The sequence below is a fragment of the Paraburkholderia pallida genome, from assembly GCF_004524855.1.
Classification (GTDB): domain Bacteria; phylum Pseudomonadota; class Gammaproteobacteria; order Burkholderiales; family Burkholderiaceae; genus Paraburkholderia; species Paraburkholderia oxyphila.
On sequence record NZ_CP038149.1, the window covers coordinates 1,778,442 to 1,793,668 of the forward strand.

Sequence of the window (15,227 nt, forward strand, 5' to 3'; positions counted from 1 at the left end):
GAACGGACAAAGACAGATCATGAACAAGACGTTTTTCCGTGCACGCGCCGTTGCCGTTGCCATGGCGCTCACAGGCGCCCTGCCGCTCGCCGCGCACGCCGCTTCGATCACGCTCTACAGCGCCCAGCACGAACAGGTGGTGAACCAGCTCGCGAAGGACTTCGAGAAGCAGACCGGCATCGACGTGAAGATCCGCAGCGGCGAAGGCCCGGCGCTGGCCGCGCAGCTCGTGGCCGAAGGCGCGAAGACGCCCGCCGACGTCTACTTCACCGAAAACTCGCCCGAGCTGATGCTGCTCGAAGAGAAGGGCCTGCTCGCACCGGTCGAGAACGCGACGCTCACGCAAGTGCCCGCCCGCTACAACTCGCCGGCCGGCCAGTGGGTTGCCGTGACCGCGCGCCAGGACGTGCTCGCCTATAACACGACGAAGGTGCAGCCCTCGCAACTGCCGCAATCGATCTTCGATCTCGCCAAGCCCGAGTGGAAGGGCAAGGTCGGCATTGCGCCGAGCGACGCCGACTTCCTGCCGCTCGTGGACGCCGTGCTCGCCGTGAAGGGCGAAGCCGCGACGCTCGCGTGGCTCAAGGGCCTGAAGGACAACGCACAGATCTTCGACGACGACGAAGGCGTGGTGGCCGCCGTGAACCGCGGCGCCGTGGCGACGGGTATCATCAACAACTACTATTGGGACCGCCTGCACGCGGAGATCGGCGACAAGGGCACGCGCAGCGCAGTCGCGCAATTCGCCGACGGCGACGTGGGCGCACTCGTGAACGTGTCCGGCGCGGCGGTGACGAAGTCCGCGCACAACCCGGACGGCGCGCAGAAGTTCCTCGCCTACCTCGTGAGCGAGCGCGCACAGAAGTTGATGGCGCAAGGTCATATCAGTTTCGAATATCCGCTGCGCCCGGGTGTGGCGGGCGAGCCGATCAACAAGCCGTTCGATCAACTGAAGCCGCCCGCGCTGACGATCCAGCAGCTCGGCGACGACAGCCAGGCAGGCCGTCTGCTGCGCCAGGCAGGCTTGCTGTAATTTGCAGAGGATGTCTGAGTAAATTGTGAGTGAAGCCGTAACTTCGGCGCAAGCCATGCCGCAAAGCCCGGACGACGCAGCGAGCAAGCCCGCGCGCCGCCGGGCGCCACGCGCGCTATTCCTGGCCGCGGCACTCGGCCCTGTGCTCGTGCTGTTGCCGCTCGCGCTGACGTTCTGGCGCGCGCTCTCGTTCGGCTTTGCCGATGCGGCCGAGCTCCTGTTCAGGCCGCTCGTTGGCGAGTTGCTCGTCAACACGCTGAGCATCACCGTGAGCGCGACGCTCGCCTCGGCGGTGCTCGGCACCGCGCTCGCCTGGTTCGTCGAGCGCACCGACGTGCCGGGGCGCCGCCTGTGGGCCTTGCTTGCCGCCGCGCCGCTGGCGATGCCGGCGTTCATCACGAGCTATGCGTGGGTCTCGCTGAGCCTCGATCTGCAGGACTTTCTGGGCGCGCTCATCGTCATCACGACCGCCTATTTCCCTCTGGTGTACCTGCCCGTGGCCGCCGCGCTGCGCGGGCTCGATCCCGCGCTCGAAGAATGCGCGCGCGCGCTCGGCTGCAACCGCTGGACCACCTTCGTGCGCGTGGTGCTGCCGCAATTGCGCCCCGCCCTGCTCGGCTCGATGCTGCTGGTCGCGCTGGGCGTGCTCTCCGAATTCGGCGCGTTCACGCTGCTGCGCTTTCGCACCTTCACCACCGAAATCTACGCGGAATACCGCACGAGCTTCGATAGCGGCGGCGCATCGCTGCTTGCCTGCGTCCTGATCGTGCTGTGTCTCGTGTGCCTCGCATTCGAGTTCCGCGTGCGCGGACGCGCGCGCTACGAGCGCATCGATCGCGGCACGCGACGCGCGGGCGTGCGCCACGCGCTCGGCCGCTGGCGCTGGCCCGTTGCGGCGGGCTTCGTCGCGCTCAACGTGGGCACGCTCGGCGTGCCGCTCGGGATGATCGGCTATTGGCTCACGCAGCCCGGCGCCGCCGCGATCACGCCCGCCGAAGTCTCGCCCGAACTGCTGTTCTCGACCACGTTGGCGTCGCTGCGGCTCGGGCTCATTGCGGCCGTCGTCACCGCGCTGCTCGCGTTGCCGCTCGCGTATCTGCTCGCGCGCTTCCCGAGCCGCGCAGCCACCTTTCTCGAGCGCACCGCGTTCATCGCGCAGGGCGTGCCGGGCCTCGTCATCGCGCTTGCCATCGTCTCGCTCGCCGTGCGCGCGCTCGAGCCGCTCTACCAGGGCACCACGCTCCTGATCGTCGCCTACGCGATCCTGTTCCTGCCGCTCGCACTCGTGAGCGTGCGCGCGGCCTTGCTGCAGGCGCAGCAGCGGCTCGAAGAAACCGCGCGCTCGCTCGGCCTCGGCTGGTTCGCCACGCTGCGCCGCGTCGTGCTGCCGCTCGCGGGGCCGGGCCTTGGCGCGGCCGCCTCGATGGTGTTCATCTCGGTCGTGACCGAGCTGAACGCGACGCTGCTGCTCGCGCCGATCGGCACGCAAACGCTCGCCACCCAGGTCTGGTCCGATACCTCGACGCTCGCGTTCGCCGCCGCCGCGCCCTATGCAGCGCTGCTCACCGCGCTCTCGCTCGCGGCCTCGGGGCTGCTGTTCGCGTTCGCGGGCAAGTCGGCGCTCGCCGCGCACGCGTCCGGACCGTTGCCCGCGTCCGCCGACGAAGCGCCGCCCGCTGACGCATCCTGATTGCTTCGCCCCTACGTTCTGCCCGTTACGTCCATGAGCACACTACGCATTGCCGGCCTCTCCAAGTCCTTCGACGGCCACCCCGTGCTGCACGACGTCCACCTCACGGTGAACTCGGGCACGCTGGTCGCGCTGCTCGGCCCCTCGGGCAGCGGCAAGACCACGCTGCTGCGCCTGCTATGCGGCTTCGAGCGCGCCGACAGCGGCACGATCGAGATCGGCGGCAAACGCGTGACCGGCGAGTCGCTGCATTTGCCTGCGGAGCAGCGGCAGATCGGCTACGTGCCGCAGGAAGGCGCGCTGTTTCCGCACCTGAGCGTGGCCGAGAACATCGTGTTCGGACTACCACGCACGCAGCGCCGCGCGCAGCATCGCGTGGCGGAACTGCTGGAGCTCGTGGGCTTGCCGCAGTCCTATGCAAATCGCGCGCCTCAGCAACTCTCGGGCGGGCAACAGCAGCGCGTGGCGCTCGCGCGCGCACTGGCGCCGTCGCCGGGGCTCGTGATGCTCGACGAGCCGTTCTCGTCGCTCGACGCGGCGCTGCGCGTGGAAACGCGCGAGGCCGTGGCGCGCGCGCTCGCGGCCGCCGGCGCAACCGCCGTGCTGGTCACGCACGACCAGGCCGAAGCGCTCTCGCTCGGCCATGAAGTGGCCGTGCTGTGGCGCGGGCGTCTCGTGCAGACGGCGCCGCCGCAGACGCTCTACCGCCGCCCCGTCACGCGCGAGCTTGCGGCCTTCGTGGGCGAAGCGGTACTGCTGCCTGGGCGCGTCGCGGGCGGCGAGGCACATTGCGTGCTCGGCAGGCTGCCGCTGGCCGAAGGCATTCGGTCCGAGGACGGCGAAGTCGACGTGATGCTGCGCCCCGAGCAAATCGACGTGCTGCCCCAACTCACGGCACACGACGGCGCCCTCGATGCACTCGTGCGCGAGGTCACCTTCCAGGGGCAGGATGCGGCGCTCACGCTCGAGCTCTCCGGCACGCCCACGACGCTGCGCGCCCGCGTGCCGGGCTATCGCACCCCACGCCCCGGTGAGCGCGTGCGCATTGCCGTGGGTGGCGAAGTCAGCGTTTATCCTCGATAAAAAGCGCGCCGGTTACGGCCGCTGACGCCGCACCGAGAGATCCTGCACCATCTGCTGTACGAAGTAATCGCAGGTCGGCCGGTTCGACTTCACGCTGCGCGCAACGATGATGTCGAGCGGCTCGATCTTCGGCAGTCCCTGCGCCTCGCCGAGAATTTCGAAGCGCGCCGGCACGCTGCAGCGCGTGAGTGCCACCACCGCGATGCCCGCCTCCACGGTCGCCATCAGCCCCAGCAGGCTCGCGCTGCTATAGGCCGCGCGATAGCGAATGCGCGCCGCATCGAGCGCCGCCACCGTATGCGCGCGCGCCACGCTCCCATGTTCATAGAGGCCCACCGGCAACGGCGACATCGAGAGCGGCGCCGGATCGTCGGGCGAACCCACCCACACCATGTCCTCGCTGCGCACGTATTCTCCGCGCAGCTTCTTGTCGCGCGTGACGAAGGCAACGTCGATCTTGTTGTCCGCCAGCATCGGCCCGAGCGCCACGCTCTGCGCGCACACGATCTCGATCTCCACATGCGGATAGAGCGTCGAAAAGCGCCTGAGCACCGGGGACAGCAGCGCGGCCATGTAGTCGTCGGGCGCGCCCAGCACCACGCGCCCCGTCACCTCGGGCCGCACCAGCGCCGACCAGGCCTCTTCCTGCAGATCGAGCGCGCGCCGCGCATATTCCAGCAGCGTATTGCCGGGCCGCGTGAGCGCGAGATTGCGCGTGTCGCGCGTGAACAGCGTGGTGCCGAGCATCTGCTCGAGCCGCTTGATCTGCATGCTCACGGCCGCCTGCGAACGATGCACGGTCACGGCCGCCTTCGTGAAGCTGCCCGCGTCCGCGACGGCCGCGAAAGTGCGCAACAGGTCGAGGTCGAACTCGGGATTCATGATTCATAAGCCGCGTTGATGGAATTCTTCAATTTAATTCGTTTGCCGCTACCCCGCAACTGACGAATACTGAGCCGGATTTCAACACGCTTTCTATCTACTCCGGCCATGCAATCCGAACTCCACGCCGGCCGCCGCGAGGGCGTCGTCATGCTCGCGGGCGGCGGGCTCCTGATGGGCACGATCGGCATCTTCGTCGAAGAGGCGCACCTGGGCGCGCTCACGCTCGTGTTCTTCCGCTGCTTCTTCGGCATGCTCGCGCTCGCCGGCTATTGCGCGTGGAAGGGTTGGCTCACCCGAGGCCAGTTCACGCGCCGCACGTTCGCGCTCGCGTTCATCTCGGGCGTGCTGATGGTCACGCAGTGGGTGGGCTTCTTCGATTCGATTCATCGCACGAGCATCGCAGTCGCGACAGTGGTGTTTCATGTGCAGCCATTCTGGGTCGTGCTGATGGGCGCGGCGCTCTTTCACGAGCGGCTGGGCGCCGACCGGCTCGGCTGGATCGCGATTGCCTTCGTGGGCCTCGTGCTCGCCTCGGGCGTGCTCGCCGAAAGCCATGTAGCGGACCATCCGCGCTATCTGATCGGTCTGGCCGAAGCGTTGGGCGGCTCCGTGCTCTATGCGAGCGTCACGCTGATCGCGAAGAGCCTGCGCGAGCTCCGCCCGCATCTGCTCACGCTCACGCAATGCGCGGTGGGCACGATCTGCCTGCCGCTCATCGCCCCGTTCGTCGCGCCGCTCGAATTCGCGCATATCGCGCCCGCGCAATGGGGCTGGCTCGTCGGCATGGGCGTGCTGCACACGGGGCTGTCGTATGTGCTGATCTATGGCGCGTTGCCCAGGCTCACCACGCCTGTGATCGCCGTGCTGCTGTTCATCTATCCGCTCACGGCCATCGCCGTCGACGCCATCGTCTACGGCCGCGCACTGAGCGTGCCGCAGCTCGCGGGCATGGTGCTGATCGTGACGGCGAGCCTCGGCGTGAATCTCGGCTGGCGCCTCTTGCCGATGGGCCTCGCGCTCAGGCGGCGCTAGGGCGCGCCGCCCAAGGCGGTCGAAGTGGTGAAGGGACGACTCGAAACACGCCTTACGAAGGCAGCGTTTCGCCTTTGGTCTCCGGTGCGAACGGAATGATCAGCAGGCCGAGCACGAACGCGAGCGCCGTGAGCGCGACCGGCACGCCCAGCGTGTGCATACGCAGCACGGCAGCGCCCAGCAGGAAGTTCACGCCCGCCCCCACGAAGCGCCCGAACGAGGTGCAGAACGCAAACGCCGTGGCCCGCACGCGCGTTTCGAACTGCTCGGGCAGCCACAGGCTGAAGAGCGCGAAGTTGCCGCCGAAAAAGCCCAGCACGAACAGGATCGCAATGAACGGCACGAGCCCGTTCTCGAGGTAGTAGGCCCAGCCGAAGCTCGCCGCAATCGTGACGGCCATGCCGGCGAAATAGACCGCGAGCGTCCATTTGCGCCCGATGCGCTCGGCCATGGGCGGCAGCGCGAGGCAGCCGAGTATCGTGCCGATGGAAAGGATGCCGGTCGCGATCGATGCGGTGCGGATGGCCTCGGCCTTGTTCGCGCCCGCGCGGGTCGCGAGCTGGATCACGGCGGAAGGCTCATAGACGGCGCCCGCCCACAGGCCGATGATCGCGATCGTCAACAGCGCGCACGCCACCACGGTGCGACGGCGATAAGCACTGCCGAAGATCTCGCGCAGCGGGTGGCCACGGTGCACGTGGCTCGCCTCGGAGCGTTGCCATGTGGCCGGCTCTTCCACGCGCGTTAGCACGAGAATGGCGACCACCACCGGAATCGCGCCCGTGAGGAACATCGCGCGCCAGCCGAAGTGCACGCCCACCGTGTAGTTGAGCGCCGCCGCAATGAAGAAGCCCGCGTAGTAGCCGGTCTGCAAATAACCCGCCCCCATCTTGCGGCGATCCTCGGGCCACGACTCCGCGACGTAGGTGCCCGCGAGCGCCCATTCGCCGCCGATGCCCACGCCCGCCAGAAAGCGGTAGAAGCCGAGTGCCCAGACACTCTGCGCGGTGGCCGAGAGCCCCGTGAAGATCGCGAACATGAAGATCGTGCCCGCCAGCACGCGCGTGCGGCCGAAGCGGTCCGCCATCGGCCCCCAGATGAACGAGAGGCCCCACCCCACCAGAAAAAGCGCGAACAGGATCGAGCCCGCGAGGCCGATGTTCGCGGGCGTCGCCGCGTAGCCCGAGCGTGGCAGCAGCTCGGTGAGCGCCGGCGTGAGCACGAGCGCGTAGATGAACGAGTCCATGCCGTCGAGCGTCCAGCCCGCCCAGGCGCCCCAGAAACCTGCGATCTGCGAGCGGTTGAGCGGCGTCTTCTGGGCGCGCTGCGCGGCCCCGGTGATCGAATTCATATGCTCCTCTCTTCTGTGATCCCGAGTGCGCCAGAGCGGCGCCACACGGGCCAGCACGCGAACCGGGCTTGCGCCGGCTGTCTCAAGCTCCCTTTCGATCCTTCAAAACACTCGCGGGCATACCATGGGCTATCCGCGAGCCCCTATTTCCTGCGCATTCGTCTGCGTATTGCGCTGCGCAGGTTTAGGGTTTCCGGGACTTTCAAAGTCACCGTTTTATATATAATATGTGATCTCATGAGTCACGCAACGAATGGTTTTCCCCTGGAAGGCAACGACATGGACGCCTCACAACCTGCACCGCACGCATTGCCGGGCCTGCCGGCCGCCGCGGCGCCGCGCGCCAGCACCTCGCGCATGATCGCGGACGCCTTGCGCACCGCCATCGTCGAAGGTGCGCTCGCGCCCGACGCCCCGCTGCGCCAGGACGCGATCGCGCGCCACTTCTCGGTGAGCGCGATTCCCGTGCGCGAGGCGCTGCGCCAGCTCGCGAGCGAAGGCTGGGCGCGCATCGAAGTCAACAAGGGCGCGAGCGTCGCCTCGCTCTCGCGCGACGAAGCGCGCGAGATCTACGAGATCCGCTCCGCGCTGGAGAGCCTCGCGTTAGGCCTCGCGATTCCGAATCACACGGACGCCTCGCTGCGCGAAGTGAGCGCGCTGGCTGCCGCCGCGTCGCGCGAGCGCGACCCGTCGCTCTATGTGGCGCGCAACGAGGCCTTCCATATGAGCCTCTATGCGCCCGCCGGCCGCCCGCAGTTGATGGAGATGCTCGCCAGCCTGCATCGCCGCGGCGAACGCTATCTGCGCCTGAAATTCGGCTTTCCGGCCTACAAGGGCGAATCGGATGCCGAGCACACCGAGATCCTCGACGCCGTGAAGCGGCGCGACATCCCCGCCGCACAGGCGCTCGTGGCCGAGCACCTGCTGGGCACGGGCGAACTGATCTATCGTTTCCTGACCGAGCTTGCAGCGGCGCAGCCCGCCGCCAAAAAACGGCGCGCCCGCACTGCTGCCACCGCTGCTTCCGCCTCTCCCGCAACACCCCGCTCACGGAGCCGAACTCCCGATGAAGCCTCAAGCTGAAACGCCCACTTCGCCCGACCTCGTCAACCCGGCTCCGCGTTCGTGGACCACGCGCCGCGATGAAAAGGCCCGGCGCCTCGCCGCCATTGCCGGCTGGCTCGAAGACGGCATCCTGCCTGCCGCGCGCATGACTGAAGCGCTGGAACTGCTGATCCGCCCCGGCGACCGCGTCGCCCTCGAAGGCGACAACCAGAAGCAGGCCGACTTCCTCTCGCGCTCGTTCGCCAAGGCCGATCCCGCGAAGCTCAACAACGTTCATCTGCTGATTTCGAGCATCAGCCGCCCCGAGCATCTGACGCTGTTCGAGCGCGGCATCGCGCACCGCGTGGACTTCTCGTTCGCCGGTCCGCAGAGCCTGCGCGTCGCGCAACTGCTCGAAGACGGCCGGCTCGAAGTGGGCGCGATTCACACTTACGTGGAGCTTTACGCGCGCATGTTCGTCGACCTGATTCCGCAGGTCGCGCTGCTGTGCGCGGAAAAAGCCGACCGTCACGGCAATCTCTACACCGGCCCGAACACCGAGGACACGCCGACGATTGCCGAAGCCGCGGCCTTCAGCCAGGGCATCGTGATCGTTCAAGTGAACGAAATTGTTGACGAACTGCCGCGCGTGGACATTCCCGGCTCGTGGGTGGACGTGGTCGTGCAGGCCGACCGGCCCTTCGCGGTCGAGCCGCTGTTCACGCGCGATCCGCGCCATATCGGCGACCTGCAGGTGCTCACCGCGATGATGACCATCAAGGGCATCTACGCGCCGTACAACATCACGTCGCTCAATCACGGCATCGGCTTCGACACCGCGGCGATCGAGCTGCTGCTGCCCACTTACGGCGCATCGCTCGGCCTCAAGGGCAAGATCTGCCGCAACTGGACGCTCAATCCGCACCCCACGCTGATACCGGCCATCGAATCGGGCTGGGTCGAGAGCGTGCACTGCTTCGGCAGCGAAGTGGGCATGGAGGCCTATGTCGCCGCGCGCCCCGACGTGTTCTTCACCGGCAGCGACGGCAGCCTGCGCTCGAACCGCGTGCTGTGCCAGCTCGCGGGGCAGTACGGCGTCGATCTCTTCATCGGCTCGACGCTGCAGATCGACGCCGACGCGAACTCGTCCACCGTCACGCGCGGGCGGCTTGCCGGCTTTGGCGGCGCGCCGAACATGGGCCACGATCCGCGCGGGCGCCGCCACGCGAGCGAGGCGTGGCTCAAGCTGCTGAAGGCGAGCGACCCGCAATCGCAGATTGCGCGTGGCCACAAACTCGTCGTGCAACTCGTGGAAACGTGGAAGAAAGGCGGCGAGCCAACCTTCGTCGACGAACTCGACGCGATTGCCGTGGGCGAAAAGAGCGGCATGCCCATCGCGCCCGTGATGATCTACGGCGACGACGTGAGCCACGTCGTGACCGAGGAAGGCATCGCGCATCTGCATCGCGCGGAGGGCATCGACGAGCGGCGGGCCGTGCTCGCGGCGGTCGCGGGCGTGACGCCCATTGGCCTGCGCGCCAACCCCGAGAAAACCGACGAACTGCGCCGCCGCGGCATCGTTCAGTTCCCCGAAGATCTCGGCATCCGCCGCGGCGACGCGAAACGCTCGCTGCTCGCGGCGCGCAGCATCGACGATCTCGTGACGTGGTCGGGCGGGCTCTATACGCCGCCGGCGCGCTTCCGTAGCTGGTAAGCGCGATGCGCACGCTCTCACTGGACACGCTGGTCGAAGGCGCAGCGGCCGCCTGTACGACGTCACCGGCGTCGCCACCGTCACGTCATGCACAGGCCGCCCGCGATGCCGCGCTGGATCCCGAAGCGCAACTCGCGCGCTTCGCCCGCGATGCGCTCATCGAGGAGGCGCGCCTCACGCCCAAGCCCGCGCTCGTGGACGCACGCGGCAGCGGCGCGCACGTCGATCTCGATCTCGCGACGATGCTGCGTTCCGCGCATGCGCTCGAACCCACGTTTGCGGCGCTCGCGCGCGCTTCGCGCGGCGCGACGCCGGGCAGCGCGCTGCGCACCGACCTCGCGCGCATCGGCCGCGCCGGCGAAGCCGCGATGATGTGCGCAACCGGCGGCAGCAACGCGCACCGCGGCGCGATCTGGATCGTTGGCCTTCTTGTTGCGGGCGCAACCATCGTGCATACGCCATCGGGTGGCACTAACGTATTTACGTGGGGCGGCCATCCGTGGGGCGGCCATCCGCATGCCATGGAGATTGCGGAAACGGCAGCGCAGATCGCGCGCTTCGACGACCGCATGGCACCCACTGCCCAACCCACGCCAAGCAACGGCGAACGCGTGCGCCAACGCTACAACGTGGGCGGCGCGCGCCGCGAAGCGCAAGATGGCTTTCCGCACGTGATCGACGTGGGCCTGCCCGCGCTTCATGCGGCGCGCGCGCAAGGGCACGACGAAGCGGCAGCGCGCGTGGACGCACTGCTCGCCATCATGGCCTCGCTCGACGACACCTGCGTGCTGCACCGCGCGGGCCTCGCGGGCCGCGAGGCCGCGCAGGCGGGGGCGCAGCGCGTGCGCGACGCGGGCGGCATCGCCACGCGCGCGGGCCGCGCCGCGTTCGACGCACTCGAACGTGCGCTACTGGCGCTCAACGCATCGCCGGGTGGCGCGGCCGACTTGCTCGCCGCGACGCTCTTCATCGACAGACTGCTTCACCACCGCATCGGCGGGAGGACGGTTTCATGGAACAACTGACATTCGACTATCCGGCGCAGCGCGCCGTGACGACGCGCGCCCACGTGGGCGTGGTGGGCTCGGGCGATCTCGAAGTGCTGCTGCAGCCCGCCGTCGCCATGCAGGCGCGCGTGGTCGTGCACACGAGCGTGGACGGCTACGGCCATATCTGGAAGAGCGTGCTCGACCGCTTCTTCACGCGCTACGACGGCGCGGCGCTCATCGAGATCAACGACTTCGGTGCGACACCCGGCGTCGTGGCGCTGCGCCTTGCCGAAGCCGTGGAAGCCGCGCAAGACGCTGCGCAAGGAGGCGAGGCATGAGCACGAGTCCGAACACGTCCGCGCTGCTGCGCGAGAGCTTTATCGAATTGAGCGCGCGCGAGCGCGCCGCCGCCGTGCTCGACAAGGGCAGCTTCCGCGAGCTGCTGGGCCCGTTCGACCGCCTCGAGTCGCCGTGGCTGCCGCTGCAGGGCATCGTGTGCCAGGCCGACGACGGCGCCGTGATCGCGCGCGGCACGCTCGACGGCGAGCCCGCCGTCGTATGCGCGATCGAGTCCGCGTTCCAGGGCGGCAGCATCGGCGAGGTATCGGGCAGCAAGATCGCGGCCGCGCTCGAGCTCGCGCTTGCCGACTGCGAGCGCGGCAAGATCGTGCGCCCCGTCGTGCTGTTCGAGACCGGCGGCGTGCGCCTGCAGGAAGCCAACCTCGGCCTCGCCGTGATCGCCGAGATGCAGTCGGCCATCGTCGCGCTGCGCCGCCATGTGCCCGTGGTCGGCGTGATCGCGGGCATGGTGGGCTGCTTCGGCGGCATGTCGCTCGCGGCCGGCCTGTGCTCGTATCTCGTGATGACGAAGCAAGGGCGTCTCGGCATGAACGGCCCCGAAGTGATCGAGCAGGAAGCGGGCATCGAAGAGCTCGACTCGAGCGACCGGCGCCACGTGTGGCAGCTGATCGGCGGCGAGCAGCGCGAGCGAACCGGTTACGCCGACGCGCTCGTGGACGACGCCGTAGACGACGTGCGCGCCGCCGTACGTGCCGCGTTCGCACGCGGCGTGCCGCACGCGCATCGCACCGAGCAGGTCGAGGCCACGCTCGCGAAGCTCGCGCAGATCGATCCCGCCAGCGTCGCGCCCGACAAGATGGGCACGATGTTCGACACCTCTTTGACTTCTTCCAGCACGCACGGAGAGCCGGCATGAGCGATACGAATCTGAGCCGGGGCACGCTGTGGCTGCGCGCACTCGCAGGCGCGCCGGACGACGCATGCACGCCCTGCGTGCCTTATGCCGATGCGCCACTCGGCGGCGAGACCGCGCGCTTCATCACGGTCGCGCCCGATCCCGATAACCGCTTCCCCCGCGCGCGCGAAAACGTGGTGGGCCTCGAGCAGGGCTGGCGTCTCGCCCAGGCCGTGCGCGAAGCGATCGCCGAAGACGCCGCCAGCGGCACGCGCCGCCCGATCGTCGCCATCGTCGACGTGAAGAGCCAGGCGTACGGCTATCGCGAAGAGATGCTCGGCATCCACCTCGCCTGCGCCGCCGCCGTGGACGCCTATGCGAGCGCACGCCTCGCCGGGCATCCCGTCGTGGCGCTGATCGTCGGCCCGGCCATGTCGGGCGCGTTCCTCGCGCACGGCTATCAGGCGAACCGCATCGTCGCGCTCGATGCGCCCGGCACGATGGTGCACGCGATGGGCAAGGAAGCGGCGGCGCGCGTCACGCGCCGCAGCGTCGAAGACCTCGACGAACTCGGCGAGAAGATCGTGCCGATGTCGTATTCGATGGCCTCGTTCGCGAAGCTCGGGCTGCTCGACGAACTGATTGCAGACGTCGATGCCGATGCGCCGGACGACGCCCAAGTCGCCCGTGTGCGCGAAGTGCTTGCACGCAGGGTGCGCGAGGCGCGCGAGGACAAGAGCGGCCTCGCGCACCGCCTGCAAGGCGAAGCGGCACAACGCACGCGCGCGGCGTCGATCGAGGTCCGCAAGCGGCTCGCGCAACAGTGGGACGCGAGTTGATGCGAGTGTGCGCCGCGCCGCCGTTCGCGCCCGAGGCACCGCGTGCGGACGACCCGCGCTGGCGCGCGCACGATCTGCTCCGGCTCGCGCGACTCACGCCCGTGGAGGGCGAGCCGGACTGGGTGCGCACGGCATTCGCCCGCGCGCCGTTCGCGGTCGTGCGCCGCGCCCAGGCCGCGCCGGGCTTCGTGGCGGCGGGCGTACGCGGCGCCACGCGTGCCGAGCGATTCGGCACATGGGTCGATGTTGAGGATATCGAATCGTCCATCTCGCCCGAAGTGCTGCTCGCGGCAGCGCCCTCACCCGCTCGCGCCACATTCGCGGCATTCGTGGCCCTCGCGGCACTGCGCGAGACTCCAGGCCCCCTGCACGACTTCGTCTGGGGGCCAACGGGCAGCGCGGGCTTCGAGCTGGCCACCCAGGCCCCCACGCTCACCGAATCCAGCGATCTCGACGTGCTGATCCGCATGCCCCAACGCAGCGACGCGGCCACGATCCACGCGCTCGCCGCCGCGCTCGCGCACGCCGCGCAGCGCGCGGGCACACGCGTGGACGCACAGGTGGAAACGCCGGCAGGCGGCGTTGCACTTGCCGAACTCGCGCAGCTCGCGCCAGGCAAGAAGTCGCGCGTGCTCGCACGCGCGAGCGACGGCGCGCGCCTCGTTGCCGATCCCTGGCAACCGTCATGAGCCTCGCCTGCCTCTTTCCTGGCCAGGGTGCGCAAAGCCCCGGCTTCCTGCACCGGCTGCCCGAGCACGAGATCGTGCGCAAAACGCTCGACGAAGCTTCGGCAACGCTCGGCATCGACGTGCTTGCGCTCGATAGTGCGGAGGCGCTGCAATCGACGGTCGCGGTGCAGATCGGCCTCGTGGTAGCCGGCGTGGCGCACGCACGCGCACTCGCTCAGGCGGGGCTCTCGCCGCAATTCAGTGCCGGGCTCTCCGTGGGCGCTTATCCGGCCGCCGTGTGCTCCGGGGCGCTCGATTTCGCCAACGCTCTGCGCATGGTGAAGAAGCGCGCCGAGCTGATGGAGTCCGCGTGGCCGTCGGGCTACGGCCTTACGGCGGTCTCGGGACTCAGCGAGACTCAGGTCGAGACGCTAGCGAATGCGCAGGACGGCAGCGAGCGCGTCTATGTAGCCAACGTCAACGCGCCGCGCCAGATCGTCGTGGCAGGCGCCAACGCGGCGCTCGAAGCCTTCGCTGCACGCGCGCTCGCGGCGGGCGCGCGCAAAGCGCAGCGTCTCGCGGTTTCCGTTCCTTCGCATTGCGAACTATTTGCCGACGCAACGGAGCAGCTCGTGGCGTGGTCGCGCGACATTCCGTTTCGCTCGCCCGAGGGGGTCTACGTCGACAATCGCGGCGGCCGTCCGCTCCATGACGCCGATGCGATTCGCGCCGACCTTGCCACCAACATGCGCTACACGGTGCGCTGGTTCGACGCGCTCACGGTCATGATCGAGTCGGGCGCGACCGTGCTGGTTGAAGCGCCACCCGGCCAGGTGCTCACCGACATCGCGCGCGAGCATTACCCCGAAGTCGCGCCATTGAGTGCTGCCACCTTGCCGCTCGACCGGCTCGCGGCCACCGTGCGGCGGCGTCTGGGCGTCGACTGACGCGATGCCTGCTGTCGGTGTGAATCCGCGAATTAAATATTTATGCGCATAAAGTTGAATTGGATTTTTAGCGCGATATCGTCCGGAAGCACATAATCCAGGCGCAATTTCACCCAATCACCAGACAAAATCCGCCAACTCCCCTACTTCTTGCGCAATTCAGGCATCACCACCCGAAACGTGAGATTCACCCGCTCGCCGCTCACCGCGGGCTCCTTCGGCACGCGGTGGCGCCACTGCGCCTGGGTCTTGCCGCGCATCACAAGCAGGCTGCCGCTCGATAGCGGGAATGAGCGCGTCACGCCGGTTGCGTTGTGGCGCAAGTCGAAGCGCCGCGTCGCGCCAAGGCTCAGCGAGGCGATCACAGGCTCTGGCCCGAGCTCGGGTTCATGATCGGCGTGCCAGCCCATGCTGTCCGTGCCGCTGCGGTAGCGGTTGAGCAGCACGCTGTTGAAGCGCACGCCGCAGAGCGCGGCAATGGCGTCGCGCAACTCGGCCACGGCCGACGTCCACGGCTGCGGCACGTTGCGGATGCCCGAATAGATATAGACGGCACCGGGATCGCCCTGCCATGCGGTGAGCCGCGGCTGGTCGACCCAGCCGCCGGGCGTGCGGATGCGCTCCTGCCGCCAATCCGTTTCGGCGACGATGCGCGCGAGCCAGGCGGCGGCCGCCGCAGGTGCAAGCCACGCGGGATGCCAGTCGATGTCGGGTTGCGGGCTATCGTCGAAGAGATCGAACATCGGACCGGAAAAGG

15 protein-coding genes are annotated in these 15,227 nt (G+C 68.6%); 12 read left to right on the forward strand and 3 right to left on the reverse strand.

Going from position 1 to position 15,227, the window contains the following annotated elements; all coding sequences use genetic code 11:
* Positions 1-19 precede the first annotated feature (19 nt).
* Genes E1956_RS23070 through E1956_RS23080 form a run of 3 tightly spaced genes read left to right on the forward strand, consistent with a single transcriptional unit; the run spans position 20 to position 3,806 of the window.
* Complete coding sequence (locus E1956_RS23070) at positions 20-1,033, forward strand: iron ABC transporter substrate-binding protein (RefSeq protein ID WP_134753249.1); 1,014 nt, start codon at positions 20-22, stop codon at positions 1,031-1,033.
* A 55-nt stretch (positions 1,034-1,088) separates the two neighbouring features.
* The gene (locus E1956_RS23075; RefSeq protein WP_134754779.1) at positions 1,089-2,723 is read left to right on the forward strand and encodes an ABC transporter permease; all 1,635 of its coding nucleotides are present in this window, start codon (positions 1,089-1,091) and stop codon (positions 2,721-2,723) included.
* 33 nt (positions 2,724-2,756) lie between these two features.
* Positions 2,757-3,806, forward strand: coding sequence for an ABC transporter ATP-binding protein (locus tag E1956_RS23080; RefSeq protein WP_134753251.1), 1,050 nt, complete (start codon positions 2,757-2,759; stop codon positions 3,804-3,806).
* A 12-nt stretch (positions 3,807-3,818) separates the two neighbouring features.
* On the opposite strand, the gene E1956_RS23085 is transcribed toward E1956_RS23080, so the two are convergent.
* The gene (locus E1956_RS23085; protein ID WP_134753253.1) at positions 3,819-4,688 is read right to left on the reverse strand and encodes a LysR substrate-binding domain-containing protein; all 870 of its coding nucleotides are present in this window, start codon (positions 4,686-4,688) and stop codon (positions 3,819-3,821) included.
* A gap of 108 nt (positions 4,689-4,796) precedes the next feature.
* Between E1956_RS23085 and E1956_RS23090 the strand changes: the two genes are divergently transcribed.
* Positions 4,797-5,723 (forward strand): DMT family transporter, encoded by a 927-nt coding sequence (locus tag E1956_RS23090; protein ID WP_134753255.1) that lies wholly within the window; start codon positions 4,797-4,799, stop codon positions 5,721-5,723.
* Between the two features lie 52 nt (positions 5,724-5,775).
* Here the strand turns inward: E1956_RS23090 and E1956_RS23095 are convergent, their stop codons facing one another.
* Positions 5,776-7,074, reverse strand: coding sequence for an MFS transporter (locus E1956_RS23095; RefSeq protein ID WP_134753257.1), 1,299 nt, complete (start codon positions 7,072-7,074; stop codon positions 5,776-5,778).
* A gap of 237 nt (positions 7,075-7,311) precedes the next feature.
* Here E1956_RS23095 and E1956_RS23100 point away from each other — a divergent pair, with 237 nt between their 5' ends.
* From E1956_RS23100 to mdcH, 8 genes are read left to right on the forward strand one after another with little or no spacing between them, the layout of a single operon-like run.
* Positions 7,312-8,157, forward strand: a complete 846-nt coding sequence (locus E1956_RS23100) for a GntR family transcriptional regulator (protein ID WP_134753259.1) — start codon at positions 7,312-7,314, stop codon at positions 8,155-8,157.
* Positions 8,141-9,832: a malonate decarboxylase subunit alpha gene (gene mdcA, locus E1956_RS23105; protein ID WP_134753261.1), complete on the forward strand. Its 1,692-nt coding sequence runs from the start codon at positions 8,141-8,143 to the stop codon at positions 9,830-9,832. The genes E1956_RS23100 and mdcA overlap by 17 nt, the downstream gene beginning before the upstream one ends.
* 5 nt (positions 9,833-9,837) lie before the next feature.
* The gene (locus E1956_RS23110) at positions 9,838-10,857 is read left to right on the forward strand and encodes a triphosphoribosyl-dephospho-CoA synthase (protein WP_134753263.1); all 1,020 of its coding nucleotides are present in this window, start codon (positions 9,838-9,840) and stop codon (positions 10,855-10,857) included.
* The gene (locus E1956_RS23115; protein ID WP_134753265.1) at positions 10,845-11,159 is read left to right on the forward strand and encodes a malonate decarboxylase subunit delta; all 315 of its coding nucleotides are present in this window, start codon (positions 10,845-10,847) and stop codon (positions 11,157-11,159) included. The genes E1956_RS23110 and E1956_RS23115 overlap by 13 nt, the downstream gene beginning before the upstream one ends.
* On the forward strand, positions 11,156-12,037 hold the full coding sequence (locus tag E1956_RS23120) for a biotin-independent malonate decarboxylase subunit beta (protein ID WP_134753267.1): 882 nt from the start codon (positions 11,156-11,158) through the stop codon (positions 12,035-12,037). Before E1956_RS23115 ends, E1956_RS23120 begins: the two co-directional genes overlap by 4 nt.
* Complete coding sequence (gene mdcE, locus E1956_RS23125; protein WP_134753269.1) at positions 12,034-12,855, forward strand: biotin-independent malonate decarboxylase subunit gamma; 822 nt, start codon at positions 12,034-12,036, stop codon at positions 12,853-12,855. The genes E1956_RS23120 and mdcE overlap by 4 nt, the downstream gene beginning before the upstream one ends.
* Positions 12,855-13,544: a malonate decarboxylase holo-ACP synthase gene (locus tag E1956_RS23130; RefSeq protein WP_134753271.1), complete on the forward strand. Its 690-nt coding sequence runs from the start codon at positions 12,855-12,857 to the stop codon at positions 13,542-13,544. The genes mdcE and E1956_RS23130 overlap by 1 nt, the downstream gene beginning before the upstream one ends.
* Complete coding sequence (gene mdcH, locus E1956_RS23135) at positions 13,541-14,470, forward strand: malonate decarboxylase subunit epsilon (protein ID WP_134753273.1); 930 nt, start codon at positions 13,541-13,543, stop codon at positions 14,468-14,470. The genes E1956_RS23130 and mdcH overlap by 4 nt, the downstream gene beginning before the upstream one ends.
* A gap of 143 nt (positions 14,471-14,613) precedes the next feature.
* On the opposite strand, the gene E1956_RS23140 is transcribed toward mdcH, so the two are convergent.
* Positions 14,614-15,213: an alpha-ketoglutarate-dependent dioxygenase AlkB family protein gene (locus E1956_RS23140; protein WP_134753275.1), complete on the reverse strand. Its 600-nt coding sequence runs from the start codon at positions 15,211-15,213 to the stop codon at positions 14,614-14,616.
* Positions 15,214-15,227: the final 14 nt, after the last annotated feature.

Excerpts from the sequence above, each read along its gene's own strand:
- E1956_RS23070 (WP_134753249.1), top strand. The coding sequence starts at position 20 with ATGAACAAGACGTTTTTCCGTGCACGCGCCGTTGCCGTTGCCATGGCG.
- E1956_RS23075 (WP_134754779.1), top strand. The coding sequence starts at position 1,089 with ATGCCGCAAAGCCCGGACGACGCAGCGAGCAAGCCCGCGCGCCGCCGG.
- E1956_RS23080 (WP_134753251.1), top strand. The coding sequence starts at position 2,757 with ATGAGCACACTACGCATTGCCGGCCTCTCCAAGTCCTTCGACGGCCAC.
- E1956_RS23085 (WP_134753253.1), bottom strand. The coding sequence starts at position 4,688 with ATGAATCCCGAGTTCGACCTCGACCTGTTGCGCACTTTCGCGGCCGTC.
- E1956_RS23090 (WP_134753255.1), top strand. The coding sequence starts at position 4,797 with ATGCAATCCGAACTCCACGCCGGCCGCCGCGAGGGCGTCGTCATGCTC.
- E1956_RS23095 (WP_134753257.1), bottom strand. The coding sequence starts at position 7,074 with ATGAATTCGATCACCGGGGCCGCGCAGCGCGCCCAGAAGACGCCGCTC.
- E1956_RS23100 (WP_134753259.1), top strand. The coding sequence starts at position 7,312 with ATGAGTCACGCAACGAATGGTTTTCCCCTGGAAGGCAACGACATGGAC.
- mdcA (WP_134753261.1), top strand. The coding sequence starts at position 8,141 with ATGAAGCCTCAAGCTGAAACGCCCACTTCGCCCGACCTCGTCAACCCG.
- E1956_RS23110 (WP_134753263.1), top strand. The coding sequence starts at position 9,838 with ATGCGCACGCTCTCACTGGACACGCTGGTCGAAGGCGCAGCGGCCGCC.
- E1956_RS23115 (WP_134753265.1), top strand. The coding sequence starts at position 10,845 with ATGGAACAACTGACATTCGACTATCCGGCGCAGCGCGCCGTGACGACG.
- E1956_RS23120 (WP_134753267.1), top strand. The coding sequence starts at position 11,156 with ATGAGCACGAGTCCGAACACGTCCGCGCTGCTGCGCGAGAGCTTTATC.
- mdcE (WP_134753269.1), top strand. The coding sequence starts at position 12,034 with ATGAGCGATACGAATCTGAGCCGGGGCACGCTGTGGCTGCGCGCACTC.
- E1956_RS23130 (WP_134753271.1), top strand. The coding sequence starts at position 12,855 with ATGCGAGTGTGCGCCGCGCCGCCGTTCGCGCCCGAGGCACCGCGTGCG.
- mdcH (WP_134753273.1), top strand. The coding sequence starts at position 13,541 with ATGAGCCTCGCCTGCCTCTTTCCTGGCCAGGGTGCGCAAAGCCCCGGC.
- E1956_RS23140 (WP_134753275.1), bottom strand. The coding sequence starts at position 15,213 with ATGTTCGATCTCTTCGACGATAGCCCGCAACCCGACATCGACTGGCAT.